The sequence below is a fragment of the Pseudomonas sp. SDO524_S393 genome, assembly GCF_054071875.1.
The window spans coordinates 1-23,351 of the sequence record NZ_JBSVVZ010000040.1; the positions used below are offsets into that span (position 1 = coordinate 1).

21 protein-coding genes and 1 tRNA gene are annotated in these 23,351 nt (G+C 61.7%); 11 read left to right on the forward strand and 11 right to left on the reverse strand.

Annotated elements, in window-relative coordinates; translation table 11 throughout:
* Positions 1-114 precede the first annotated feature (114 nt).
* The 9 genes from bioF to ACW9IB_RS18090 all read left to right on the forward strand — a co-directional run bounded on the left by bioF (position 115) and on the right by ACW9IB_RS18090 (position 11,351).
* A complete protein-coding gene (bioF, locus tag ACW9IB_RS18050; protein ID WP_457414758.1) occupies positions 115-1,296 on the forward strand; it encodes an 8-amino-7-oxononanoate synthase in 1,182 nt (393 codons plus the stop codon).
* Positions 1,289-2,020 (forward strand): alpha/beta fold hydrolase, encoded by a 732-nt coding sequence (locus ACW9IB_RS18055; protein ID WP_457414760.1) that lies wholly within the window; start codon positions 1,289-1,291, stop codon positions 2,018-2,020. The genes bioF and ACW9IB_RS18055 overlap by 8 nt, the downstream gene beginning before the upstream one ends.
* Entirely contained in the window at positions 2,013-2,825 is an 813-nt protein-coding gene (bioC, locus tag ACW9IB_RS18060; protein WP_457414762.1) for a malonyl-ACP O-methyltransferase BioC, read from the forward strand. Before ACW9IB_RS18055 ends, bioC begins: the two co-directional genes overlap by 8 nt.
* The gene (gene bioD, locus ACW9IB_RS18065; protein ID WP_457366698.1) at positions 2,822-3,502 is read left to right on the forward strand and encodes a dethiobiotin synthase; all 681 of its coding nucleotides are present in this window, start codon (positions 2,822-2,824) and stop codon (positions 3,500-3,502) included. The genes bioC and bioD overlap by 4 nt, the downstream gene beginning before the upstream one ends.
* Positions 3,503-3,622: 120 nt before the next feature.
* Positions 3,623-3,904, forward strand: a complete 282-nt coding sequence (locus ACW9IB_RS18070; protein WP_457366699.1) for a pyrroloquinoline quinone biosynthesis protein PqqE — start codon at positions 3,623-3,625, stop codon at positions 3,902-3,904.
* A 316-nt stretch (positions 3,905-4,220) separates the two neighbouring features.
* Positions 4,221-6,026, forward strand: a complete 1,806-nt coding sequence (locus tag ACW9IB_RS18075) for a phenylacyl-CoA dehydrogenase (RefSeq protein WP_457414764.1) — start codon at positions 4,221-4,223, stop codon at positions 6,024-6,026.
* A gap of 271 nt (positions 6,027-6,297) precedes the next feature.
* Positions 6,298-7,590 (forward strand): diguanylate cyclase, encoded by a 1,293-nt coding sequence (locus tag ACW9IB_RS18080; protein WP_457366701.1) that lies wholly within the window; start codon positions 6,298-6,300, stop codon positions 7,588-7,590.
* Between the two features lie 90 nt (positions 7,591-7,680).
* Positions 7,681-9,453, forward strand: coding sequence for an acyl-CoA dehydrogenase C-terminal domain-containing protein (locus tag ACW9IB_RS18085; RefSeq protein WP_457414765.1), 1,773 nt, complete (start codon positions 7,681-7,683; stop codon positions 9,451-9,453).
* Between the two features lie 119 nt (positions 9,454-9,572).
* Positions 9,573-11,351, forward strand: coding sequence for an acyl-CoA dehydrogenase C-terminal domain-containing protein (locus ACW9IB_RS18090; protein ID WP_457414767.1), 1,779 nt, complete (start codon positions 9,573-9,575; stop codon positions 11,349-11,351).
* A 238-nt stretch (positions 11,352-11,589) separates the two neighbouring features.
* Here ACW9IB_RS18090 and ACW9IB_RS18095 read toward each other — a convergent pair whose 3' ends face one another.
* A complete protein-coding gene (locus ACW9IB_RS18095) occupies positions 11,590-12,489 on the reverse strand; it encodes a LysR family transcriptional regulator (RefSeq protein ID WP_457414768.1) in 900 nt (299 codons plus the stop codon).
* A gap of 209 nt (positions 12,490-12,698) precedes the next feature.
* Between ACW9IB_RS18095 and ACW9IB_RS18100 the strand changes: the two genes are divergently transcribed.
* Together ACW9IB_RS18100 and ACW9IB_RS18105 are read left to right on the forward strand one after the other, a co-directional pair.
* Positions 12,699-13,967 carry an aspartate aminotransferase family protein gene (locus ACW9IB_RS18100; RefSeq protein WP_457414770.1) on the forward strand — a complete coding sequence of 423 codons (1,269 nt, stop codon included), beginning with the start codon at positions 12,699-12,701 and terminating at the stop codon, positions 13,965-13,967.
* A gap of 183 nt (positions 13,968-14,150) precedes the next feature.
* Complete coding sequence (locus tag ACW9IB_RS18105) at positions 14,151-14,309, forward strand: YqaE/Pmp3 family membrane protein (protein WP_003228885.1); 159 nt, start codon at positions 14,151-14,153, stop codon at positions 14,307-14,309.
* Positions 14,310-14,314: 5 nt separating this feature from the next.
* On the opposite strand, the gene pqqE is transcribed toward ACW9IB_RS18105, so the two are convergent.
* The 10 genes from pqqE to ACW9IB_RS18155 form a co-directional block, all read right to left on the reverse strand.
* Positions 14,315-15,445: a pyrroloquinoline quinone biosynthesis protein PqqE gene (pqqE, locus tag ACW9IB_RS18110; protein ID WP_457366706.1), complete on the reverse strand. Its 1,131-nt coding sequence runs from the start codon at positions 15,443-15,445 to the stop codon at positions 14,315-14,317.
* Positions 15,438-15,713: a pyrroloquinoline quinone biosynthesis peptide chaperone PqqD gene (pqqD, locus tag ACW9IB_RS18115; RefSeq protein ID WP_457366707.1), complete on the reverse strand. Its 276-nt coding sequence runs from the start codon at positions 15,711-15,713 to the stop codon at positions 15,438-15,440. Before pqqD ends, pqqE begins: the two co-directional genes overlap by 8 nt.
* The gene (gene pqqC / locus ACW9IB_RS18120; protein ID WP_457414772.1) at positions 15,710-16,462 is read right to left on the reverse strand and encodes a pyrroloquinoline-quinone synthase PqqC; all 753 of its coding nucleotides are present in this window, start codon (positions 16,460-16,462) and stop codon (positions 15,710-15,712) included. Before pqqC ends, pqqD begins: the two co-directional genes overlap by 4 nt.
* Before the next feature lie 11 nt (positions 16,463-16,473).
* Positions 16,474-17,385, reverse strand: coding sequence for a pyrroloquinoline quinone biosynthesis protein PqqB (gene pqqB / locus ACW9IB_RS18125; RefSeq protein WP_457414774.1), 912 nt, complete (start codon positions 17,383-17,385; stop codon positions 16,474-16,476).
* Positions 17,386-17,451: 66 nt separating this feature from the next.
* Entirely contained in the window at positions 17,452-17,526 is a 75-nt protein-coding gene (gene pqqA / locus ACW9IB_RS18130) for a pyrroloquinoline quinone precursor peptide PqqA (RefSeq protein WP_003194766.1), read from the reverse strand.
* Positions 17,527-17,685: 159 nt separating this feature from the next.
* Positions 17,686-20,034: a pyrroloquinoline quinone biosynthesis protein PqqF gene (gene pqqF / locus ACW9IB_RS18135; protein ID WP_457414775.1), complete on the reverse strand. Its 2,349-nt coding sequence runs from the start codon at positions 20,032-20,034 to the stop codon at positions 17,686-17,688.
* Positions 20,035-20,082: 48 nt separating this feature from the next.
* A complete protein-coding gene (locus ACW9IB_RS18140) occupies positions 20,083-20,877 on the reverse strand; it encodes a carbon-nitrogen hydrolase family protein (protein WP_457414776.1) in 795 nt (264 codons plus the stop codon).
* Positions 20,878-20,887: 10 nt separating this feature from the next.
* The gene (locus tag ACW9IB_RS18145) at positions 20,888-22,579 is read right to left on the reverse strand and encodes a flavin monoamine oxidase family protein (protein WP_457414778.1); all 1,692 of its coding nucleotides are present in this window, start codon (positions 22,577-22,579) and stop codon (positions 20,888-20,890) included.
* Between the two features lie 146 nt (positions 22,580-22,725).
* Positions 22,726-23,172 carry an Lrp/AsnC family transcriptional regulator gene (locus ACW9IB_RS18150; protein ID WP_457414779.1) on the reverse strand — a complete coding sequence of 149 codons (447 nt, stop codon included), beginning with the start codon at positions 23,170-23,172 and terminating at the stop codon, positions 22,726-22,728.
* Between the two features lie 88 nt (positions 23,173-23,260).
* Positions 23,261-23,337: transfer RNA gene (locus ACW9IB_RS18155), tRNA-Ile, on the reverse strand.
* Between the last annotated feature and the right edge of the window lie 14 nt (positions 23,338-23,351).

A 23,351-nucleotide genomic window follows, 5' to 3' on the forward strand; every position in this document is an offset into this window, starting at 1 on the left:
CGAAGGCGGTGGATCAGTGGTCGATGTGCTGACTGACACACCGTATTCGCGAGCAAGCCCGCTCCCACATTTGATCGCATTCAGTCTCTAGTTCTTTGATCTCCCGAGGCCTGCATGTCTTTCGATCTCTCCGCGCGCCTCGCTGCCCTCCGTGCCGAACACCTTTATCGACAACGCCCGCTACTGGACAGCCCCCAAGGCCCGGAGGTGGTGGTGGACGGCCAGCCGTTGCTGGCGTTCTGCAACAACGATTACCTGGGCCTGGCCAATCACCCGCAGGTGATCGAAGCCTGGCGCGCCGGCGCGTCCCGTTGGGGCGTGGGCGGCGGCGCGTCGCACCTGGTGGTCGGCCATGCCACGCCGCACCATGAGCTGGAAGAGGCCCTGGCCGACCTGACGGGCCGGCCGCGTGCGTTGCTGTTCACCACCGGCTACATGGCCAACCTCGGCGCCGTCACGGCACTGGTGGGGCAGGGCGATACGGTGCTGGAAGACCGACTGAACCACGCCTCGCTGTTGGATGCGGGCCTGCTGTCCGGCGCGCGTTTCAGCCGCTACCTGCATAACGATGCCGAGAGCCTGACCAAGCGCCTGGAGAAAGCCACCGGCAATACGCTGGTGGTCACCGATGGCGTGTTCAGCATGGACGGCGATTTGGCCGACTTGCCGGCATTGGCCCGTGAGACGCGGGCCAAAGGCGCCTGGCTGATGGTGGATGACGCCCACGGTTTCGGCCCGTTGGGCGTCAACGGTGGTGGGATCGTCGAACATTTTGGCTTGAGCCAGGAAGACGTGCCGGTATTGGTGGGTACCCTTGGCAAGGCGTTCGGTACCGCCGGGGCGTTTGTGGCGGGCAGTGAAGAACTGGTCGAAAGTCTGATCCAGTTCGCTCGCCCTTACATCTACACCACCAGCCAACCGCCGGCACTGGCCTGCGCCACCCTCAAAAGTCTGGAGTTGTTGCGCACCGAACATTGGCGCCGTGAACACCTCAACGGGCTGATCCGCCAGTTCCGCCAGGGCGCCGAGCAGATCGGCCTGGCCTTGATGGACAGCTTCACGCCGATCCAGCCGATCCTGGTGGGTGACAGCGCCAAGGCTGTGCGCCTGTCGCAGATGCTGCGCGAGCGCGGCCTGATGGTGACGGCCATTCGCCCCCCCACCGTGCCGGCGGGCAGTGCGCGCCTGCGGGTGACATTGACGGCGGCCCACAGCGCGGCACAGGTGCAGCTATTGTTAGACGCATTGGAAACGTGTTTCCGCGTGTTAAGCCGTTCGGAGCCCGACCATGCGTGACCGATTGATATTGCTGCCCGGTTGGGGCCTCGGCGTTTCGCCGCTGGAGCCTTTGGCCGCGGCCTTGCAGGGGCTCGACGAGCACCTTCAGGTGCAGATCGAACCCTTGCCTGCGCTGGCTTCCAGCGACCTGGAGGAATGGCTCGACGAACTCGACGCCACGCTGCCGGACAATGCCTGGCTGGGGGGGTGGTCCCTCGGCGGCATGCTCGCTTCCGAGTTGGCGGCCCGTCGCGGCGAGCGTTGTTGCGGCCTGCTGACCCTGGCGAGCAACCCGTGTTTTGTCGCCCATGAAGGCTGGCCGAATGCGATGCCTGCCGAGACGTTCGACGCATTCCTCGCCGGTTGCCATGCCGACTCCCAAGTCACGCTCAAGCGCTTCGGCCTGTTGTGCGCCAAGGGCACCGAGGACCCGCGTGGCTTGTCGCGATTGCTGGTCAGCGGCGCGCCGAATGCGCCTGCCAGTGAGTTGATGCCAGGCCTTGAACTGCTCGCTCAACTGGACACCCGCGAAGCTTTGCAGGTGTATCGCGGACCGCAGTTTCACCTGTTTGCCGGCCTGGATGAACTGGTGCCCGCCGAAGCGGCCGGCGCGCTGTTGAACCTGCTGCCCGATGTGGAAATCGGCCTGATTGAACGGGCCGGTCACGCGTTTCTTCTGGAAGACCCCCATGGAGTGGCGGGGGCGATCCAGGCTTTTTTGCATGAGTGCGTTGATGACTGATCTCACCCATCCTCCACTGCCCGGCGGCCTGCCGGACAAACGCCAGGTGGCGGCATCGTTTTCCCGCGCGGCGGCCAGTTATGACAGCGTCGCCGAGTTGCAGCGTGCGGTGGGGGCGCAGTTGCTGGCGCTTGTGCCGCCCGCCACCCTGCCGCAACGCTGGCTGGATATGGGCTGTGGCACGGGGTATTTCAGTCGCGTGCTGGGCGAGCGTTGGCCTGCCAGCCAAGGCGTTGCGCTGGATATCGCCGAAGGCATGCTCAACCATGCGCGACCGCTGGGCGGTGCGCAGCACTTTATTGCAGGCGACGCGGAACGCCTGCCGCTTCAGGCACGCAGCGTGGATTTGATTTTTTCCAGTCTGGCGGTGCAGTGGTGTGCCCATTTTGACGCGGTGCTCAGTGAAGCGTTTCGCGTGCTGCAACCAGGCGGGGTGATGGCCTTCGCCAGCCTGTGCGTGGGCACTCTGGGAGAGCTGCGCGACAGCTGGCGTGCGGTGGACGGGTTGGTTCACGTCAACCGCTTTCGCACCTTCGAGGCCTATCAGCAACTGTGCGCGGTCAGCGGACTGCGAGTGGTAAACCTGGAGCGTCAGCCCCATGTGCTGCATTACCCGGACGTGCGCAGCCTGACCCATGAATTGAAGGCATTGGGTGCTCACAACCTCAACCCGGGTCGCCCGGGAGGGTTGACGGGGCGCGCGCGGATTGCTGCACTGGTGCAGGCTTATGAGCGGTTCCGCCAGGCCGAGGGCCTGCCGGCGACCTATCAAGTGGTGTACGCCGTACTGGAGAAACCTCAATGAGCGCCGCTTACTTTGTGACGGGCACCGATACCGATGTCGGTAAAACCACCATCGCCGCCGGCCTGCTGCATGCGGCTCGCCTGGCCGGCAAGAGCACGGCGGCGGGCAAGCCGGTGGCCTCGGGTTGCCAGGTGACTGCCAAAGGTCTGCGCAATGCCGATGCCCTGGCGCTGCAGGCCGAGTGTTCGCTGCCGTTGAGTTATGCCGAGGTCAACCCGGTGGCGTTCGAACCGGCTATCGCCCCGCATCTGGCGGCGCGGGAAGCCGGTGTCGCGCTGACGGTGCAATCGTTGCTGAAGCCGATGCAACAGATTCTGGCGCGGCAGGCGGACTTCACGCTGATCGAAGGTGCGGGTGGCTGGCGAGTGCCGTTGGCTGATCAGGCCAACCTGTCGGACCTGGCCATGGCGCTCAAACTGCCGGTGATCCTGGTGGTGGGGGTGCGGCTGGGCTGTATCAGCCATGCCTTGCTTACCGCCGAAGCCATTGCGCGGGACGGTCTGCCGCTGGCGGGCTGGGTGGCCAATATCATCGACCCCAAGACCTCTCGCCTGGAGGAAAACCTTGCCACCCTGGCTGAGCGCTTGCCCGCGCCGTGCCTGGGCCGCGTACCGAAACTCAAGCAGGCCGGGGCCGAAGCGGTAGCGGCTTACTTGCAACTGGATCTGCTGGATTGACGCGATCTGACTGATTTTGGCTATCGCCAAGGCATTATGCCATTAGTGTTTTTGACGGGCGTTTCATCGCAATCTTTGCTTCAATCAGCGTTCATGATTCTCTCAAGGCAGGCTTACGCCATGGAAATCTCTGGAAGCAGCGCGTTTTATTCGGGCCTGAGCAGCATTCAGGCCGGGCAGAACCGTGTCGACCAGGCTGCGGGCAAGATCGCCAGCGCCGCAACGACCCAGCCTTCGGATGCGCAAAACGACCGTTTGCGCGCTACTGACCGCGCCCAACCGGCGAACTCGGCCAGTGACATGGTCGAAATGGCCGAGGGCAAGTTTCAAGTGGAGCTGGGCGCCAAAGTCGCCAAGGCTTCGGATGAAATGCTCGGTACGTTGATCGATACCTACGCTTAACTTTCCCTTCGGGTAGGCCGGCTCTCCTGTGGGAGCTGGCTTGCCTGCGATAGTTTCTACCCTATTTTCCTGATACGCCGCGGCGTCTGCATCGCAGGCAAGCCAGCTCCCACATTCCCCCTGAACTTCTATCCTCTTATGTGGCAACCCGCCGCAGACGTTGCCGTGCACGCCTTTAATCCACGCCATGACAAACGGCATCCGGACGACGCTTGACATCCCCAGGTCGTAAACGTATGTTTCAAACACCTGTTTGACCGCCACAACACTTCCACGCGGTTGTTCATTCCAGATACATCAGCAGAGGTTTATCGCTATGCCTGACTACAAGGCCCCCTTGCGTGATATTCGCTTCGTTCGTGACGAACTGCTCGGCTATGAAGCGCACTATCAGAGCCTGCCGGCTTGCCAGGACGCTACCCCGGACATGGTTGACGCCATCCTTGAAGAAGGCGCCAAGTTTTGCGAGCAAGTGCTGGCCCCGTTGAACCGCGTGGGTGACATCGAAGGGTGCACCTGGAGTGAGTCAGGCGTTAAGACCCCTACTGGTTTCAAAGAAGCCTACAAACAATTCGTCGAAGGCGGCTGGCCAAGCCTGGCCCACGACGTGGAGCACGGCGGCCAGGGCCTGCCGGAGTCCCTGGGCCTGGCGGTGAGTGAAATGGTCGGCGCCGCGAACTGGTCGTGGGGCATGTACCCGGGCCTGTCCCACGGTGCGATGAACACTATTTCCGAGCACGGCACCCCCGAGCAGCAGTCGGCCTACCTGACCAAGCTGGTGTCGGGCGAGTGGACCGGTACCATGTGCCTGACCGAACCGCACTGCGGCACCGACCTGGGCATGCTGCGCACCAAGGCTGAACCTCAGGCTGATGGTTCTTACAAGGTTTCCGGCACCAAGATCTTCATCTCGGCCGGTGAGCACGACATGGCCGACAACATCGTCCATATCGTACTGGCCCGCCTGCCGGACGCACCGGCCGGCACCAAAGGCATTTCGCTGTTCATCGTGCCGAAGTTCCTGCCGAACGCCGACGGGTCGATTGGCGCGCGCAACGCCGTGAGCTGTGGCTCGCTGGAGCACAAGATGGGCATCCACGGCAACGCCACCTGCGTGATGAACTTCGACGCGGCCACCGGTTTCCTGATCGGCCCGGCGAACAAAGGCCTGAACTGCATGTTCACCTTCATGAACACCGCGCGTCTGGGTACTGCACTGCAAGGTTTGTCCCACGCCGAAATCGGCTTCCAGGGCGGCCTGAAATATGCCCGCGACCGCCTGCAAATGCGCTCGCTGACCGGCCCCAAAGCACCGGACAAGGCCGCTGACCCGATCATCGTGCACCCTGATGTGCGCCGTATGCTGCTGACCATGAAAGCCTTCGCCGAAGGCAACCGTGCAATGGTGTACTTCACCGCCAAGCAAGTGGACATCGTCAAATACGGCACCGACGACGAAGCCAAGAAGCAAGCCGATGGCCTGCTGGCCTTCATGACCCCGATCGCCAAGGCGTTCATGACTGAAGTCGGTTTTGAGTCTGCCAACCACGGCGTGCAGATCTACGGCGGTCACGGCTTCATCGCCGAGTGGGGCATGGAACAGAACGTTCGCGACAGCCGCATCTCCATGCTGTACGAAGGCACCACCGGCATCCAGGCGCTGGACCTGTTGGGCCGTAAAGTGCTGATGACCCAAGGCGAAGCGCTCAAGGGCTTCACCAAGATCGTGCACAAGTTCTGCCAGGCCAACGAAGGCAATGAAGCGGTCAAGGAATTCATCGCACCGCTGGCGGCACTGAACAAAGAGTGGGGCGAGTTGACCATGAAGGTCGGCATGGCCGCGATGAAGGACCGCGAAGAAGTCGGTGCCGCCTCGGTGGATTACCTGATGTACTCCGGTTACGCGTGCCTGGCTTACTTCTGGGCCGACATGGCGCGCCTGGCCGCCGAGAAGCTGGCTGCCGGCACCACTGAAGAGGCGTTCTACACGGCCAAGCTGCAGACCGCGCGCTTCTACTTCCAGCGTATCCTGCCGCGTACCCGTACCCACGTGGCCACTATGCTGTCGGGCGCCACCAACCTGATGGACATGAAAGAAGAAGACTTCGGCCTGGCTTACTAAGCCTTACCGGGTTCGCTTCAATAGCCGCCGCTCCTTCACGGGAGCGGCGGTTTTTTTGTATTCGGGACGCGCGTTCGTTCCGTCTGCCCGCGTCATTGTTGACGACCTTCGCGAGCAAGCCCCGCTCCTGCAAAAAACCGCAGCGCAGCACTCAGGGATTGCGACCGGCTGCCGTTAAAGTGATGGCAATGTGATACATGTCACGCAGGTTGTGCTTAACTGTCTGCGTGAAGGCAATGTGCCATCTTTTTTGCGGGTCGGAGTTTTACCCTTGTCACGCGTGTCCGCTTTACGTTTCAGTCATTTCCTTCCTTCGTTGCTGCTCTTGCTGGCCGGGCTCTCGGCTGCTTACGTCAAGGATCTCAACGTCTTCTTCACCTCGCTGTTCAACGTATTGCCGACTCTGGTGCTCCTGCTGGGCGGATCGTATTGCGCGGTGTATCGCCGCCAGCGCGAACTGTTCTTGATGATCACGGTGTATATCGCCTATTTCCTGCTCGACACCCAGACCGACTTCTACCGCGACCACGGTCGCGTGCGCGAAGACGCTGCGGTGGTGTTTCACCTGTGCTGCCTGCTGTTGCCGCTGCTGTTCAGCATCTATGCGCTGTGGCAGGAAAAGACTCACCTGTTCCGTGACTTTGTGGCCCGTGGTGCGGTTTTGTTGGCGGTGGGCAGTGTGGCGCTGGCGCTCGAGCAAAGTTATCCCCAGGCGGTGCTGAACTGGTTGGCGGAAATCCGCTGGCCGGCGTTGCACGGTAGCTGGATGAGCTTGATCCAGTTGTCGTACCCGATGTTCCTGATTGGCTTCCTTACCCTCGCGGCGCAGTACTGGTACCAGCCGCGCCCGCTGCATGCGGCGCAACTGGTGGGGTTGCTGGGCATGTTCTGGATGTTGCCGCAAACCTTCATCCTGCCGTTCACCCTGAACATCATGTGCAGCCAAGTGATGTTGATGATTGCCGCCGGCGTGGCCCATGAGGCGTATCAAATGGCGTTCCGCGACGAATTGACCGGTTTGCCGGGGCGTCGCGCGCTCAATGAGCGCATGCAGCGGCTGGGGCGCAACTACGTGTTGGCCATGACTGACGTCGATCATTTCAAGCGCTTCAACGACACCCATGGTCACGATGTGGGGGACCAGGTGCTGCGCCTGGTCGCGAGCAAACTGTCCAAGGTCAACGGCGGTGGGCGTGCCTACCGCTATGGCGGTGAAGAGTTCGCGGTGGTGTTCGCCGGCAAGAGCCTGGAGGAATGCTTGCCGCACCTGGAGGAAATCCGCGAGATCATCGCCGACTACGACATCAAGCTGCGCAACCAGGACAGCCGCCCCCAGGACGATCAGCAGGGTCGTCAGCGCAGGGCAGGCAGTGGCGCGTCGAGTGTGTCGGTGACCATCAGCATCGGTGTGGCCGAACGCCAGGCCGAGCAGCGTACGCCCGAAGAAGTGCTCAAGTCAGCCGACCAGGCGTTGTATGCCGCCAAGGGCGCCGGGCGTAACTGTGTGGTCGCTTCCGGGCAGACCCGGCGGGGCGCGGTACGCATGGAAGGCGCTGCCGGTTGAGTGATGGCGGTGTATTCAGCGACTCGACAGTGATTGTTCGGTGGGGTGGCCGGCAGTAGGTTGAAACCATCTGCTGCCGGAGACATTGCCATGCCTGAGTACAAAGCTCCCCTGCGCGATATGCGCTTTCTGATCGACCACGTGTTTGATTTCCATGGCCATTACGCTGCCCTGGGGGCGACAGACGCCAGCCCGGACATGGTCAATGCGATTCTCGAAGAAGGTGCGAAATTCTGTGAGAACGTGCTCGCGCCGCTCAACCGCAGCGGCGATGAAGAGGGCTGCCATTTCGACAACGGCGTGGTGACCACGCCCAAGGGCTTCAAGGAAGCCTTTGCCCAATACGTGGAAGGCGGCTGGCACGGCGTGGCGGCGGACCCGGCCTACGGCGGCCAAGGCTTGCCGCAATCGCTGGGCCTGGTGCTGAGTGAGATGATCGGTTCGAGCAACACGTCGTGGGGCATGTACCCGGGCCTCACCCACGGTGCGATGTCGGCCATTCATGCCCACGGCACCGCCGAGCAGAAAGAGACCTTCCTGAGCAAACTCACCGCCGGCGAGTGGACCGGCACCATGTGCCTCACCGAGGCCCATTGCGGTACGGACCTGGGGCTGATCAAGACCCGTGCCGTACCCCAGGCGGATGGCAGTTACGCGATTACCGGCAGCAAGATCTTCATCTCGGCCGGCGAGCATGACATGAGCGCCAACATCATCCACCTGGTATTGGCCAAGTTGCCGGATGCGCCGGCGGGCACCAAGGGTATTTCGCTGTTTATCGTGCCCAAGTTCCATGCCGATTCCGGCGCGCGCAACGCGGTGCACTGCGGCTCCATCGAGCACAAGATGGGCATCAAGGCGTCGGCGACGTGTGTACTGAACTTCGACGGCGCCAAAGGCTTTTTGATCGGCGAGGCGAACAAAGGCCTCAACTGCATGTTCACCATGATGAACCATGCGCGCCTGGGCACCGGCATGCAGGGGTTGTGCAATGGCGAGGCGAGCTTCCAGGGCGCGATCCAGTACGCCAATGATCGCTTGCAGATGCGCTCATTGACGGGCGCCAAGGCCCCGGAAAAGGCCGCCGACCCGATCATCGTGCACGCCGATGTCCGCCGCATGCTGCTGACCATGAAGGCGTTCAACGAAGGCAACCGCGCACTCACCTACTTCACCGCGCAATTGCTCGACACGGCGCACCTGAGCAGCGACGCCAACCAGCGGCAGGAGGCCGAAGACCTGCTGGCGTTTCTCACGCCCATCTGCAAGGCGTTCATGACCGAGACCGGGCTGGAGGTGACCAACCACGGCATGCAGGTGTTCGGCGGCCATGGTTACATTCGTGAGTGGGGCATGGAGCAACTGGCGCGCGATGCGCGGATCGCGCCGATCTACGAAGGAACCAATGGCATCCAGGCGCTCGACCTGCTGGGGCGCAAGGTGTTGGGCAGCCAGGGCAAGTTGCTGCGCGGGTTCACGAAGATCGTGCATAAGTTCTGCGCAGCGAACGCCGAGCATCCGCAGTTCAAGGGGGCTGTGGCACAACTCAATCAGTTGAATCAGGAATGGGGCACGTTGACCACCCAGGTCGGTATGGCCGCGATGAAAAAACCGGATGAAGTGGGCGCGGCGGCAGTGGATTACTTGATGTACAGCGGTTACATCATCCTCGCCTACCTGTGGTTGCGCATGGCCATGGCGGCGCAGGCGCAAGGCGATGCCGAGTTTGCCCAGGCCAAGCTTGCCACCTGCGACTTCTACTTCAAGCGCCTGTTGCCGCGTACCGCGACCCATCGGGCGGCTGTGGAGGCAGGCAGCGACTGTCTGATGAGTCTGCCTGCGGAGGCTTTTGCGCTTCGGTGACTTAAAAATACCGATCAGTCACAAAGGGACCCTATGTGTCTGAAAAGTTGTTCGGGTACACTCGGAGCCTGTAAAACCGATCCTATCGAACCACTTTTCATGTTCTCACGAGGTTTGCCATGGCTGATTACAAAGCGCCGCTGCGGGATATGCGCTTCGTCCTCAATGAAGTCTTTGAGGTCGCCACTACTTGGGCCCGGTTGCCGGCATTGGCAGACACCGTCGATGCCGAAACCGTTGAGGCAATCCTCGAAGAAGCCGGCAAAGTCACTGCCAAGTCCATCGCCCCGCTCAGCCGTAGTGGCGATGAGCAAGGTTGCCGCTGGGACAACACGGCGGTGTTTACCCCGGAGGGTTTCCCACAGGCCTACAAAACCTACGCCGAAGGCGGCTGGGTGGGTGTAGGCGGTGACCCGCTCTTTGGCGGCATGGGCATGCCCAAGGCGGTATCGGCCCAGGTCGAAGAGATGATCAACTCGTCGAGCCTGGCGTTCGGCCTGTATCCGATGCTGACCTCGGGTGCCTGTGTGTCGATCAACACCCACGCCAGTGAAGCGCTCAAGGCCACTTACCTGCCGAATATGTACTCGGGCGCGTGGTCGGGCTCCATGTGTCTGACCGAAGCCCATGCCGGTACCGACCTGGGCATCATTCGCACCAAGGCCGAGCCGCAGGCGGACGGTTCCTACACGATCAGCGGAACCAAGATCTTTATCACCGGCGGTGAACACGACCTGACCGAAAACATCATCCACCTGGTGCTGGCCAAGTTGCCCGATGCGCCGGCCGGTCCCAAGGGGATTTCGCTGTTTCTGGTGCCCAAGTTCATGGTGAACGCTGACGGCAGCCTTGGCGCGCGCAATACCGTGAGCTGTGGTTCCATCGAGCACAAGATGGGGATCCAGGCGTCTGCCACCTGTGTGATGAACTTCGACGCCGCGGTGGGCTTCCTGGTAGGCGAGCCCAACCGTGGACTGGCGGCGATGTTCACCATGATGAACTACGAGCGCCTGGGGGTGGGTATCCAGGGGTTGGCGTCTGGTGAGCGTTCCTATCAGAACGCCATCGAGTATGCGCGTGACCGGCTGCAGAGCCGTTCGCCGACCGGTGTCAAGTCCCGGGACAAGATGGCTGATCCGATCATCGTCCACCCGGACGTACGCCGCATGCTGCTGACCATGAAGGCGGCGAACGAGGGCGGTCGTGCGTTCTCCACTTACGTGGCCACGCAACTGGACATCGCCAAGTTCAGCGACGATGCCGCTGCCCGCGAACGTGCAGATAGCCTGGTGGCGTTGTTGACCCCGGTGGCCAAAGCGTTTCTGAGCGACCTGGGCCTGGAAACCACCGTGCTGGGCCAGCAGGTGTTTGGCGGCCACGGCTACATCCGCGAGTGGGGCCAGGAGCAACTGGTGCGCGACGTGCGCATCACCCAGATCTACGAAGGCACCAACGGCATTCAGGCTCTGGATTTGATGGGGCGCAAGATCGTTGGCAGCAATGGCGCGTTCTATAAGCTGTTCGCCGACGAAATTCGCCAGTTCATCGCTTCTGCCGGGGCCGAACTGGCCGAATTCACCAAGCCACTGAGCGCCGCGCTGGACAATCTGGACGAGCTGACGGCGTGGGTGCTGGACCGCGCGAAAACCAATCCCAATGAGATCGGTGCCGCTTCGGTGGAGTACCTGCACGCGTTCGGGTACATGGCCTACGCCTACATGTGGGCAAGGATGGCCAAGGCCGCGCTGGGCAAAGAGGCCGAGGACGACTTCTACGCCAGCAAACTGGGGACGGCGCGCTTCTACTTTGCCCGCTTGCTGCCGCGTATTCATTCGCTGAGCGCGTCGGTCAAGGCGGGCAGCGAATCGCTGTTTTTACTGGATGAAGCGCAGTTCTGAGGACGGGGAGAGCGTGTAAGCATTCTCTTACATGACGTGCTGCTAATCGTCCTCTATCGCCAGATTGGATCCACGGATAATCTACTTGCCATGGACGTCGCGCAGGAAGCGCAAAGCAAAAACACGGACACGTAGGATTCTGCCAGGGTGGCGGAGTGAAATGGATGTCAGGGAAACAGTCTGCAAAGCCCCGCTTCGGCGGGGTTTTCTTTTGTCCGCGAAAAAGTCAGGCCGCCGTTCAAGTCTGTGTCTGCGGGGCATTCATCACGTCCTCCAGCAAGGTGCGCAGCAATGCCACCGTCGCTTGCTGGCGCTGCACATCGCGACACACCAGGCCGACTTTCAGCGGCACTCGCGGTTCGCTCAACGGCTTCCAGAGCAGCGACTGGCTGTTGTGTTCGTCTTGGGAGCGCCCGGGCAACACGGTCGCCAGTTGGGTATGGGGCAGGCTGTCGAGAATCCCCACCATGGTATTCAGTTCGGCCTGTACTTGCGGGCGACGCCCGAGGTTGGACAACTGCCCCTGCCAGATTTGCCGGATCTGGAATTCTTCCCCGAGCAACAGCATCGGCAACTCGGCCGCCTGTTTCAGCGAGACCTTCTTGAATTCACGCAAGGGATGATCCTCGGGGATCACCACCTTCAGCTCATCGTCATACAACAACACACCGTGCAGCCCTGGCTGGCGCGGTGGCAGATAGCTGATGCCGATATCCAGCGAGCCATTGAGCAAGCGCCGCTCGATCTCAAGCCCGGTCAGTTCGTAGATCTGCACAACAAGATGCGGCTGCGCCTTGCGCACGCGTTCCAGCATCTGCGGTACCAGGCTGGTGTGCACGGTTTGCAGCACGCCGATGGCCAGGGTGCGCATCGCCTGGCCCTTGAAGTTTCGCAAGGCTTCGACGGCTTGCTGCATGCCGTCGATCAACGGCAATGCGTGGTTGTACAGCGTGTGTGCGGCCAGTGTCGGCAAAAGGCGCTTGCTGCTGCGCTCGAACAGGCTGACATCCAGGTTCTGTTCCAGTTGGCGAATCTGTTGCGACAGGGCCGGCTGTGAGATTGACAGGCGCTCGGCGGCTCGACCGACGTGGCCTTCTTCATACACCGCGACGAAATAACGCAGTTGCTTGAAATCCATAAGACTTACTTATCGAAAAAGCTGGAAAATCGAAATGGCCGCAGCCCCCCGAGACGCCTAGTCTAGCGCCTATCCACAAGGCTTACAGGGCCAGATCGGGCAATGAACAGCGTTTATGTTGGTAGCGTTTACATAGGCAAGTCAAAAAATCCAAAGACGGCGTATAGGGGGCGCATCGACCAAGGTCCGGTTGCCATCGAGTGTGACCTGTGAACCTGTTCAACCTTCGTCGTCCCGCGCCGAGCCTGGATGACCTGATGCTCGACCCGGTGCGTGACAACCCGTCCGCTGAGCGTCTGATGCCGACTGCCGTGCGGCCCCCGCAGGTGTTCACACGCGGCCAGGGCTCATGGCTGTGGGACAGCGACGAGCGCGCCTACCTCGACTTCAGCCAGGGCAACGCGGCCAACAGCCTGGGCCACAGCCCCCAGGTGCTGATCAAGGCCATGGCCGACCAGAGCCAGATGCTGATTCACCCCGGTCACGGTCTGCACACGCCTGCGCAACTCAACCTTGTCGAGCGTCTGTGTCACCGCACCGGCAGCGACCAGGCCTACTTGCTCAACAGCGGCTCGGAAGCGTGCGAGGCGGCCATCAAGCTAGCGCGCAAATGGGGGCAACTGCATCGCGGCGGCGCCTACCGCATCATCAGTGCGAGCCATGCGTGCCATGGCCGCAGTTTCGCCGCGATGGCGGCCTCGGCGGGCGCAGGTGCGAACCGCTTCGAACCGTCATTGCCGGGCTTCAGCCACGTGCCTTTCAACGATCTGCCGGCTTTGCACGCAGCGGTGGATGCGCAGACGGTCGCCATCCTGCTTGAACCCATTCAGGGCGAGGCCGGCGTGATTCCGGCGACTGAGCATTACCTCAAGGGGGTCGAGCGGCTGTGCCGCGAACTGGGCATCCTGCTGATCCTCGATGAAGTGCAGACGGGCATGGGTCGCTGCGGCAGCTTGCTCGCCGAACAAGCCTACGGCGTCCGCGCGGATATCATCACCCTCGGTAAAGGCCTGGGCGGCGGCGTCCCCCTGTCGGCGTTACTGGCGCGGGGTAAAGCCTGTTGTTTCGAGCCCGGCGAGCTCGACGGTACGCACCACGGTAATGCACTGCTGGCGTCGGCCGGGCTCGCTGTGCTCGATACCGTGTTGGCGCACGGTTTTCTCGAACAGGTTCGCGCGTCGGGCCTTTACCTGGGCGAAGGACTGGCCCGCCTGGCGTATCGCTATGAGCATGGCCAACTGCGCGGGCAAGGTCTGATGTGGGGCCTCACGCTGTCGGATGACTCCGCAGAGGCGGTCGTAAAAGCGGCGTTGCATGAAGGCCTGATCCTGAATGCCCCACAACCCGACTGCCTGCGTTTCACTCCTGCCCTGACAGTCAGCAAAAGCAACATCGACGAAATGCTCCTGCGTCTGGCACGGGCTTTCTCCCGTGTGCGCTCCGCGCAACTGCACTGCCGCAAGGGCATCGCCGTCTGATTCCTTGATCCAGAACCGTCTCGCGGCATACGCGGTGCCTCCAGCCTGACTCTTTTGGCTGGGGGCATTTTTTTGCCCCGCACCAGGGCAGTGGCTCTGTGCCAGATCCCACTGAACCCTCACGAACCTCCAGGGTCGATTAGCTACACGGCTCGCACGAGCCGACTTTCAGGAGCTGATCCCATGGATTTCATCCGTATCATCATCGCCATTCTGTTGCCGCCACTGGGTGTATTCCTGCAAGTGGGCTTTGGCGGCGCGTTCTGGCTGAATATTCTGCTGACCCTGTGCGGCTATATCCCGGGCATCGTGCATGCGGTGTACATCATCGCCAAGCGCTGAGGCCGTCAGCCTTTTGCAATGAGCCGTGAGTTGCGCTCATTGCGAAAGGCCAGTTGCGCGATGGTCTGGGTGGCCTGTTCGGCATCTTCCCGTGCTTGAAGGATGATGCCGTGCTGTTCGGACTTGCTGCACACCGGGTCGGCATTGCTGGCGTCGCCCGTGAGCATGAAGGCCTGGCAGCGGCAACCGCCGAAGTCCTTTTCCTTTTCATCGCATGAGCGGCATGGCTCGGGCATCCAGTCGTAGCCACGAAAGCGGTTGAAACCGAACGAGTCGTACCAGATGTGTTGCATGCTGTGGTCGCGCACGTTGGGAAATTGCACCGGCATCTGTCGGGCGCCGTGACAGGGCAAGGCTGTACCGTCCGGCGTCACTGTCAGAAAGATACTGCCCCAGCCGTTCATGCAGGCTTTCGGGCGCTCTTCGTAATAGTCCGGCGTCACGAAGATGAGTTTGCACGGGTGACCTTCGGCTTCAAGCCGGGCGCGGTATTCGTTGGTGATGCGTTCAGCGCGCACCAGTTGCTCCCGGGTCGGCAACAGTCCCACGCGATTGAGCTGCGCCCAGCCATAGAACTGGCAGGTGGCGAGTTCGACGAAGTCCGCCTCCAGGGCGATGCACAGCTCGATAATGCGGTCGATCTTGTCGATGTTGTGCCGATGAGTGACGAAGTTCAGCACCATCGGGTAGCCGTGGGCCTTCACCGCGCGGGCCATCTCCAGCTTTTGCGCGAACGCTTTTTTGGAACCGGCCAGCAGGTTGTTCACCTGCTCATCACTGGCCTGGAAACTGATCTGGATATGGTCCAGACCGGCCTTCTTGAAGTCGCTGATTTTCTGCTCGGTAAGGCCTATCCCTGAGGTGATCAGGTTGGTGTAAAAACCCAGCTTGCGTGCCTCGCCGATCAACTCGGCGAGGTCCTGGCGCACCAGCGGCTCACCACCGGAAAAACCCAGTTGCGCGGCGCCCATTTCGCGGGCTTCGCGAAATACCTTGAACCACTGCTCGGTGCTCAGTTCCTTGCCTTGCTCGGCGAAATCCAGCGGGTTCGAGCAATACGGGCACTGAAGCGGGCAGCGATAGGTCAGCTCGGCGAGCAGCCACAGCGGCAGGCCGACGGGCGGCTTTTCAGGCAAGGGTGATCCAGTGCTCGGCACGGGCGACCTCCATGAATTGCTCGATGTCATCGCCCAACTCAGGCACACCGGGGAATTGCTGTTCCAGCGCAGCGATGATGGCTGCCACATCGCGCTCGCCATCGATCAAGCCACCGATCAACGCTGCGCTTTCGTTGAGCTTGATCATGCCCTCCGGGTAGAGCAGCACATGGCCTTTTTGCGCGGGCTCGTATTGGTAGCGATAGCCCTGGCGCCAGGCGGGTTTTTTGCTGCGATCAAAGCTCATAGGGTGATCCCTTTATGCCATACCCGTTGCTCGGTCACGCTGTGATACGGCGGGCGTTTGAGTTCGTAGGCCATGCTCATGGCGTCCAGCATGCTCCACAGGATGTCCAGTTTGAACTGCAGAATTTCCAGCATGCGCTCCTGGCCTTCCCGGGTGGTGTAGTGCTGCAGGGTGATCGCCAGGCCGTGTTCCACATCGCGACGTGCCTGGCCCAGGCGGGTGCGGAAGTATTCGTAGCCGGCCGGGTTGATCCAGGGGTAATGCTGCGGCCAGCTGTCGAGGCGCGACTGGTGGATCTGCGGCGCGAACAGTTCGGTCAGTGAACTGCTGGCGGCTTCCTGCCAACTGGCGCGACGGGCGAAGTTGACGTAGGCGTCCACCGCAAACCGCACACCGGGCAGCACCAGTTCCTGGGAGCGCAACTGGTCGGGGTCAAGGCCGACCGCCTGGCCCAGGCGTAGCCAGGCTTCGATGCCACCGTCTTCACCCGGGGCTCCGTCGTGATCAAGCAGGCGCTGGATCCATTCGCGGCGGATTTCACGGTCCGGGCAGTTGGCCAGGATCGCGGCGTCTTTCAGCGGAATATTCACCTGGTAGTAGAAGCGGTTGGCGACCCAGCCCTGAATCTGCTCGCGGCTCGCGCGGCCTTCGTACATCGCCACGTGGTAGGGGTGATGAATATGGTAGAAGGCGCCCTTGGCGCGCAGGGCTGCCTCGAATTCGGCGGTGCTCAATGGCGTGTCAGTCATGTCGTCTGTTCCTACAGTTCAATGCTCATGCCGTCGTAAGCCACTTCGACATTACGCCGCACCAATTCCGCCCGCTCGGGGGAGTCTTCATCGAGGATCGGGTTGGTGTTGTTGATGTGGATAAGCACTTTGCGCTGTTCGGGCAACTGCTCCAGCACTTCGAGCATGCCGCCGGGGCCGTTCTGCGCCAGGTGGCCCATCTCGCGTCCGGTCCGCGTGCCGACGCCGCGGCGCTGCATCTCGTCGTCGTCCCACAGCGTGCCGTCCACCAGCAGGCAATCGCTGCCGGCCATGATCTCCAGCAACGGTGCGTCGACCTTGCCCAGCCCTGGGGCATAGAACAATTTGCCGCCGCTGCGCAGGTCTTCGACGATCAGGCCGATGTTATCGCCCGGGTGCGGATCGAAGCGATGCGGCGAGTAGGGTGGCGCCGCGCTGCGCAGCGGCAGTGGGGTGAAGCGCAGGTTGGGGCAGGCCGGTACGGTGAAGCTGGCATCCAGCTCGATACGGTTCCAGGCCAGGCCACCGTTCCAGTGGGTGAGCATGGTGAACAGCGGGAAGCCGGTGCTCAGGTCTTCATGGACCATGTCGGTGCACCACACTTGGTGGGGGCAACCTTCACGCAGGCTGAGCAGGCCGGTGGTGTGGTCGATCTGGCTGTCCATCAGGATGATCGCGCTGATGCCGGTGTCGCGCAGGGCACGGCCGGGTTGCATCGGTGTGAAGCCCTGCAATTGCGCGCGAATGTCCGGCGAGGCGTTGCACAGCACCCAATTGACGCCGTCATCCGAGATCGCGATGGACGACTGCGTACGCGCCTGGGCTCGCAGGCTGCCATCACGAAAACCCGCGCAGTTCGCGCAATTGCAGTTCCATTGCGGGAAACCACCGCCGGCGGCGGAACCTAGAATCTGGACAAACATGGTCGCTCCATCAAGCTCAAAACAAAAACGCCCCGGGCGAACCGAGGCGTTGTATTACCCAGCCGATTAACGGCTGGCGAAGTACATGGTGACTTCGAAACCAATACGCAGATCAGTGTAAGCAGGTTTGGACCAGGTCATATTCTTACTCCTACGAAGGGATGGGACGTTTACTACTGAGTAATACATATAGTCCACCTCCAGTCGGAGATGTTCAGATGTGTGCGTAGGAATGTTACGCAATTCTTTTCAAGTTAGCGCTGTCTTGGTGGAAAAAGCCTGTTGCAGGGTTGGCAATGATCAGCCTTCCAGGCGCCAGTCCTCTGTGATGCGCGGGCCGTTGGCCACGCAGCGCCAGCCGCCTGCAGCGTCATTCAATTGCCGGGCTGCGTGGTGCAGATCTTCACGGGTGCAGCCGGAGATCAACGACTGCAGCTGTTCCAGATAACCCGACGGATGGCCAGCCAGCCGGGCGTGCCAAAGCAGCTCCGCGCCTTGGGCTACCGGCAGGCTGTGTGCCGAGAATTGCTCTGCCAGGGCTTGATTGCCCAGGTCTTCGCAGCTGTCGATCAGGCTCGGCAGCTGCGCCACAAAGGTTTGCACGTGCTCAACGATGCCTTCCAGCGCTACGTCAGGTGACTGCACGCCCAGCAGCAGGCCAGTTTGCCCGTTGATCTGTCGGATTGCGCTGAACACCGCGTAGCCGATTTGCAGCTCCACTCGCAGGCGTTGATAGAAGGGCCCCTGAAGTACATGGGCGAGCAGGCGCCATACGGCTTCATCTGCCAATGCCTGGCTCGGAACGGGGCAAAACAGCAACAGCGCGGCTTCACGGGAGTCGGTGTTCACTTCATGCCAGATTCGCCGGCCACCGAGAGACGGTGCCGCAGTGTCCAGGCTCGCGGGTTGCCCGGGCAGACGCGCGGCTGCGACCTTGATGGCGGCTTCGTGCGCGGAAGGGAACCCCAGCCCCAGGCCTTGCCAGCGCGCGGCGCTCCACGATACCGGCTGAGGTTCCAGGTGAACGCAACAAGTCGGTAGCGCCTTGAGCAATTCCCGGATGGCAATCATGGGAGGCAAAGCGGCGTGGACCGGTGGCGCCTGTTTCAGGCTGAGTGCCAAGGCGTCCAGTATGGCCGGCATGGGTTCGCACAGTCCGGTCATCTTTACCAGCCAGTCATTACCCAGGTTTTCGCATGAAAGCTCGACACCGGCCTGGCGGGCATTCTCGCGCAGCGATTGCAATGCGCTTTCCAGGCCCGAAGGCGCCGACTGCCATTGCAGGTACAGCGCCGCTTCATCACTGTCGTTCGCCAGCGCCGGGCTGAAGGCCAGCGCCGAGGTTTCGCGACGTCCGCGGGTGCGGTCCTGGGCGAAGGTGCGCAAGCCTCGATGGGCGCTGGTCTGGCCGCGAATCAGGCCGGCGCGTTCTTCTTTGGCTTGTGGGCGCAGGAAGGGATTGCACGGTGGCAGTTGCCAGGCGTGCGCAGAGGGTTGCAGGTGCAGGCCGTCGAGCATGGCTTTCAACGCAGCGAGGCTTTGGTCCGACAGATCCCCGCAGTCGTTGCGGGCCAAGGCGAGCGCACCTTGGGTCTGTTGTTGACGAGTGATCAGCAGCGCGAACTCTTCGCGCAATGAAGTCCAATCGCTCTGTGCGAAAAAGCTCAGCCAGTCGTACAGCAGCGCCTCGATTTGCGTCGCCGAAGCGTCCTGGCTGCTGAGCGTAAAGTCGATATCCAATACAGCTTGCCCGGCGAAGTGATAGGGCACCGAGGCATGCAGGGCGCTGGCCAGTTGCTGTGTTTGCAGTGCGGCCAGCAACCCGCCCGGCGTCGAGGCGTTGAGCCAGGTGCAAAGGAAATCCAGGGCTTCTCGGGGGGCGTCGCAAGTGATGACCTGATGCAGGTGCTGGTTGGCCTGATGCTGATAGCGAGTGGCTTGACCGTGCATCAATGACGGTGGTGCGGATTGTGGGTGCAGCGGCCCGGAGGTCAGCTGTTCGCTGAAGCGTTGCGCCAGGCTTTCCAGCTCTTCCAACGGCAGTGGGCTGGCCAGGCTCAGGGTCATCTGCCCGCTCTGATAGAAATGCGTGTGAAATTCCCGCAACGCCTGCTGAAAGGCCTCACGCTCCACCGGCAAACTGTCGCGATTGCCCGCGTGAAAGCCCCGCAGCGGGTGGTCAGCTGCAAGTCCTTCCAGCAGCGCGACCTGTTGCTGCGCCTGGGCATCCTGGGACCAGGCGACGAACTCGGCGTGCAGCACTTCGCGCTCGCGCAGTTGATCTTCCAGCGCCAGGCGCGGGTGGGTCAGCATATCGGCCAGCCGCTCCAGTCCATCGGCAAACGTCGCAATCGGCAGCTCGAAGAAGAAGTCCGTCGTGCGTTCACGGGTGCTGGCGTTGACCTGGCCGCCGTGCCTTTGCACGTAGGCCATCAATCCTTCGCTTGTGGGAAAACGCGCTGTGCCCAAGAACAGCAAATGCTCAAGGAAGTGTGCCAGGCCCGGCCATGCCAGCGGCACGTCATGGCTGCCGGCGGCCACTCTCAGTACGGCCGCGCAACGCTTCAAACGCGGCGCATGCTGCAAGGAAACGCGCAGGCCGTTGGCAAGCGTCAGATGGATAGGGTGAGGGTGGACCGGCGCAGGCATGGGCACTTCCAAAACGTAGGAAGCGCCTATGCTAGCAAACCCGTTGAATCAGGGCTTGTGCAGCGCGCCGTACAACTCGGGGCGGCGGTCTTGCAGGTAGTGGTTGGCCGCACGGGCGTCGAGGATCGACTGGCGATCCAATTGCCCGACGATCAGGGCTTCATCCAGTCCTGCCTGGGCAATGCGCTGGCCATTGGGTGCAGCGATGCTGCTTTGCCCGCAGTACTGAATCTCGCCTTCGTCCCCGCAATAATTGGCATAGGCCACATAGCACTGGTTTTCAAAGGCCCGCGCCCGCACGGTCACGTCGGCGACAAAGTCGAACGGCACCATATTGGCGGTGGGTACCAGGATCAGTTCCGCACCGGCCAGCGCCAGTCGTCGAGTGTTTTCGGGGAACTCCAGGTCGTAGCAGATCAGGCAGCCCAGTTTCCAGCCGTTGAGTTCCACCACCGGGAAATCATCATCGCCAGCGCTGAACATCGCGTGATCCAGATCGCCGAACAAGTGGGTCTTGCGGTAGTTGCACAGGCGCTGGCCGTGGGCATCGATCAGTTGCACAGCGTTGTAGATCTGCCCGTCGTCGGCCCGCTCCGGGTAACCGTACAGAATCGCCAGCCCGGCGCTTTTGGCCAGCTCGGCAATCGCCTGTGCGGATGGTCCATCCTGCGCTTCGGCCAACGCGCCGACGGCTTCGGCGCCGATGTTGTAGCCGCTGAGGAACATCTCTGGCAGCACCAATACGTCGGCGCCGGACGCTTCATGCGCCAACGAGTGCAAGCGCTTGAGATTGCCGGCCACATCCAGCGGTAGTGGAGGGCATTGGTACAGAGCGACGCGCATACTCAACTCCTTAATCGGTCAGGGCAATCGGGCCGATTTCGTCAAAGACATCACCCGGGCCCGGGTTCTCCGGGTGAGTGCTGCCGCCGAAGTGAGTCATGATGCCCCACACCGCATTGAGAGAGGTTTGCACAGCGCCTTCTACCCATGCCGGGGTCCAGGATACGTCGTCACCTGCGATGAAAATCCCGCGCTGTTCGGCAGGCATGTCCTTCTGCATGAAGTGCGCGTACATGCGCTGGTTGTAGCGATAGTGGCCCGGCAGCGCCCCCTTGAAGGCGCCGAGGAAGTGCGGGTCGGCTTCCCAGGACACGGTTATCGGGTCGCCGATGATGCGCGCCTTGATATCGACTTTCGGGTAGATCTTCTTCAGCGCATCCAGGGCCAGTTTCACGCGCTTGTCGATGGGTTGCGGCAGCATCTTCAATGCATCGCTCATCCATGAATAGGACAGGCAGATCACCCCCGGCTTGTCGTCGCCGTTGTCGAACAGGTAAGTGCCACGGGTCAGGCGATCGGTGAGGGTCATGCTCATCAGGTCGCGGCCAGTCTCCGGGTCTTTGTCCTTCCAGAATGGGCGGTCGACCATCACGAAGGTTTTCGACGATTGCATGTAGCGGGTGCGGTCGAGGGCCATCCACATCTTTTGCGAGAACAGGGTTTCGTCGCATTCGATCTGGGTGGTCAGCAGCCAGCTTTGGCAGGTGGTGAGCACGGCCGCGTATTCACGGGTGTCGCCGTAGTTGTCAGTCACCGCAAAACGTCCGTCGGCGGCGTGGGCGATGCGCTTCACCCCGGCCCGGGGCGCGCCACGATGCAGTGAGCTGAGGTTGGTACCGGCCGGCCAGTGGGCGCAGCGCTCCGGCACATGGCGCCAGATGCCCATGGGGACCTGGGCCACGCCGCCGACGACCAAGTGCTGGTGGTCGTCGCAGTTGGTCATCACCACGCGGAAGATTTCCAGCATGGAGTTGGGAAAGTCCGAGTCCCAGCCGCCGGTACCGAAGCCCACCTGGCCGAACACTTCGCGGTGCGCAAACGAGAGCTTGGCGAACGCTTTGGACGTGGCGACAAAATCGTAGAAGGTGCGGTCATCCCACAGCGGCACGAGTTTGTTCCACAGCGCCTTGAGGCGCGGTACGTCACGGTCGCGGATGGCTTGCTGGATATCGCCGAACTGCGAGCCGGCTTCCAGGGCATCGGCCCAGGCATCGGCCACTTCCTGGAACAACACCGGCAGGTCGGAGAGTTTCTGCGCGTAGTGGGTCTGGCCTTCGAGGTCGATCACCGTGCTGCCGGAGGCTGGGGTCAGCGGGTTGGGGAAGGGTTTGGTCTCCAGCCCGAGTTTGTCCACGTAGTGATAGAACGCAGTGGACGACACCGGAAAGCGCATGCCGCCCAGTTCGGCGATGATGCCTTCGGCACCTTCAAACGCTTGAGAGCGCAAGCGCCCGCCCATCTTCGACGCTTCGTACACCACCGGCTTCAGGCCGAGTTTCATCAATTCATAGGCGGCCACCAGGCCCGCGATGCCGGCACCGACAATCGCCACTTCCGCGCCATGCTGGGCGGCAGGAATACTGCCCAGTCCGGCGGGGTGTTCGATCCAGTCATCAAAGGCGAACGGGAAATCCGGGCCAAAGATGGTGATGGGTTTTTTACCGTCTGCTGGGTGGCGATTTTTTTTGTTGAATGCGTTCATGGCAAACCTGGCTGGTCACTCGGCGGGGCACGACCCGCTGAGTATAGGAAAAGATGGCAGCCAGTTTAGGGAGCGTTGCGCTCGTTAATAAGACGCAAAGTGTCGTCGAATTGAACTGTTTTTAGTCATAGTGACGATAAAGTTGATCAAATTGGCTGGCCACGGTCCAGTTTGCTGCTGAGGATGATCGACGTGGTGGTTTTTTCCACGCCGTCGACGCTGCCAATCTGGTCCAGCAATTGGTCGAGTTGCTCCGGCGAATCCGTGCGCAGCCACGCCACGTAATCGAACTCGCCACTCACCGCACACAACTGCTGCACTTGGGCCATGGCGCTCAATCGGCGCAGCACTTCCTTGCCCGAGCGTGGCTGCACGGTAATGCCCACGTAAGCCTGCAATCCCCCATCCACCACCCGCTGGCCCAGCCGCACGCCATAACCGGTGATCACCTGGGTTTTCTCCAGGCGCGCCAGGCGTGAGGTCACCGTAGTGCGCGCGATACCCAACTGCCGAGCAAGCATGGCCACGCTCTCGCGGGCGTTGATCTGCAAGGCGGCGATCAGTTGGCGGTCGATTTCGTCGAGGATGGGCAAGGGAAGAGCTCCAGTGCGGGCGGCAATGGTGGGCTATGTTACAGGCTTCCAGACACACAAAAGCCGCGCATTGCGCGGCTTTCTTGTTTGGTGGGCCCACACGGACTTGAACCGTGGACCAAAGGATTATGAGTCCTCTGCTCTGACCAACTGAGCTATAGGCCCTGTAACAGGTCGCG

What these genes read in the sequence shown, in the direction of transcription:
- ACW9IB_RS18090 (WP_457414767.1), top strand. Translation starts at nt 9,573, where the DNA reads ATGGCTGATTACAAAGCGCCGCTGCGGGATATGCGCTTCGTCCTCAAT.
- bioF (WP_457414758.1), top strand. Translation starts at nt 115, where the DNA reads ATGTCTTTCGATCTCTCCGCGCGCCTCGCTGCCCTCCGTGCCGAACAC.
- ACW9IB_RS18140 (WP_457414776.1), bottom strand. Translation starts at nt 20,877, where the DNA reads ATGCGCGTCGCTCTGTACCAATGCCCTCCACTACCGCTGGATGTGGCC.
- ACW9IB_RS18055 (WP_457414760.1), top strand. Translation starts at nt 1,289, where the DNA reads ATGCGTGACCGATTGATATTGCTGCCCGGTTGGGGCCTCGGCGTTTCG.
- ACW9IB_RS18095 (WP_457414768.1), bottom strand. Translation starts at nt 12,489, where the DNA reads ATGGATTTCAAGCAACTGCGTTATTTCGTCGCGGTGTATGAAGAAGGC.
- ACW9IB_RS18105 (WP_003228885.1), top strand. Translation starts at nt 14,151, where the DNA reads ATGGATTTCATCCGTATCATCATCGCCATTCTGTTGCCGCCACTGGGT.
- pqqB (WP_457414774.1), bottom strand. Translation starts at nt 17,385, where the DNA reads ATGTTTGTCCAGATTCTAGGTTCCGCCGCCGGCGGTGGTTTCCCGCAA.
- bioD (WP_457366698.1), top strand. Translation starts at nt 2,822, where the DNA reads ATGAGCGCCGCTTACTTTGTGACGGGCACCGATACCGATGTCGGTAAA.
- ACW9IB_RS18145 (WP_457414778.1), bottom strand. Translation starts at nt 22,579, where the DNA reads ATGAACGCATTCAACAAAAAAAATCGCCACCCAGCAGACGGTAAAAAA.
- ACW9IB_RS18070 (WP_457366699.1), top strand. Translation starts at nt 3,623, where the DNA reads ATGGAAATCTCTGGAAGCAGCGCGTTTTATTCGGGCCTGAGCAGCATT.
- bioC (WP_457414762.1), top strand. Translation starts at nt 2,013, where the DNA reads ATGACTGATCTCACCCATCCTCCACTGCCCGGCGGCCTGCCGGACAAA.
- pqqC (WP_457414772.1), bottom strand. Translation starts at nt 16,462, where the DNA reads ATGACTGACACGCCATTGAGCACCGCCGAATTCGAGGCAGCCCTGCGC.
- pqqD (WP_457366707.1), bottom strand. Translation starts at nt 15,713, where the DNA reads ATGAGCTTTGATCGCAGCAAAAAACCCGCCTGGCGCCAGGGCTATCGC.
- pqqF (WP_457414775.1), bottom strand. Translation starts at nt 20,034, where the DNA reads ATGCCTGCGCCGGTCCACCCTCACCCTATCCATCTGACGCTTGCCAAC.
- ACW9IB_RS18085 (WP_457414765.1), top strand. Translation starts at nt 7,681, where the DNA reads ATGCCTGAGTACAAAGCTCCCCTGCGCGATATGCGCTTTCTGATCGAC.
- ACW9IB_RS18075 (WP_457414764.1), top strand. Translation starts at nt 4,221, where the DNA reads ATGCCTGACTACAAGGCCCCCTTGCGTGATATTCGCTTCGTTCGTGAC.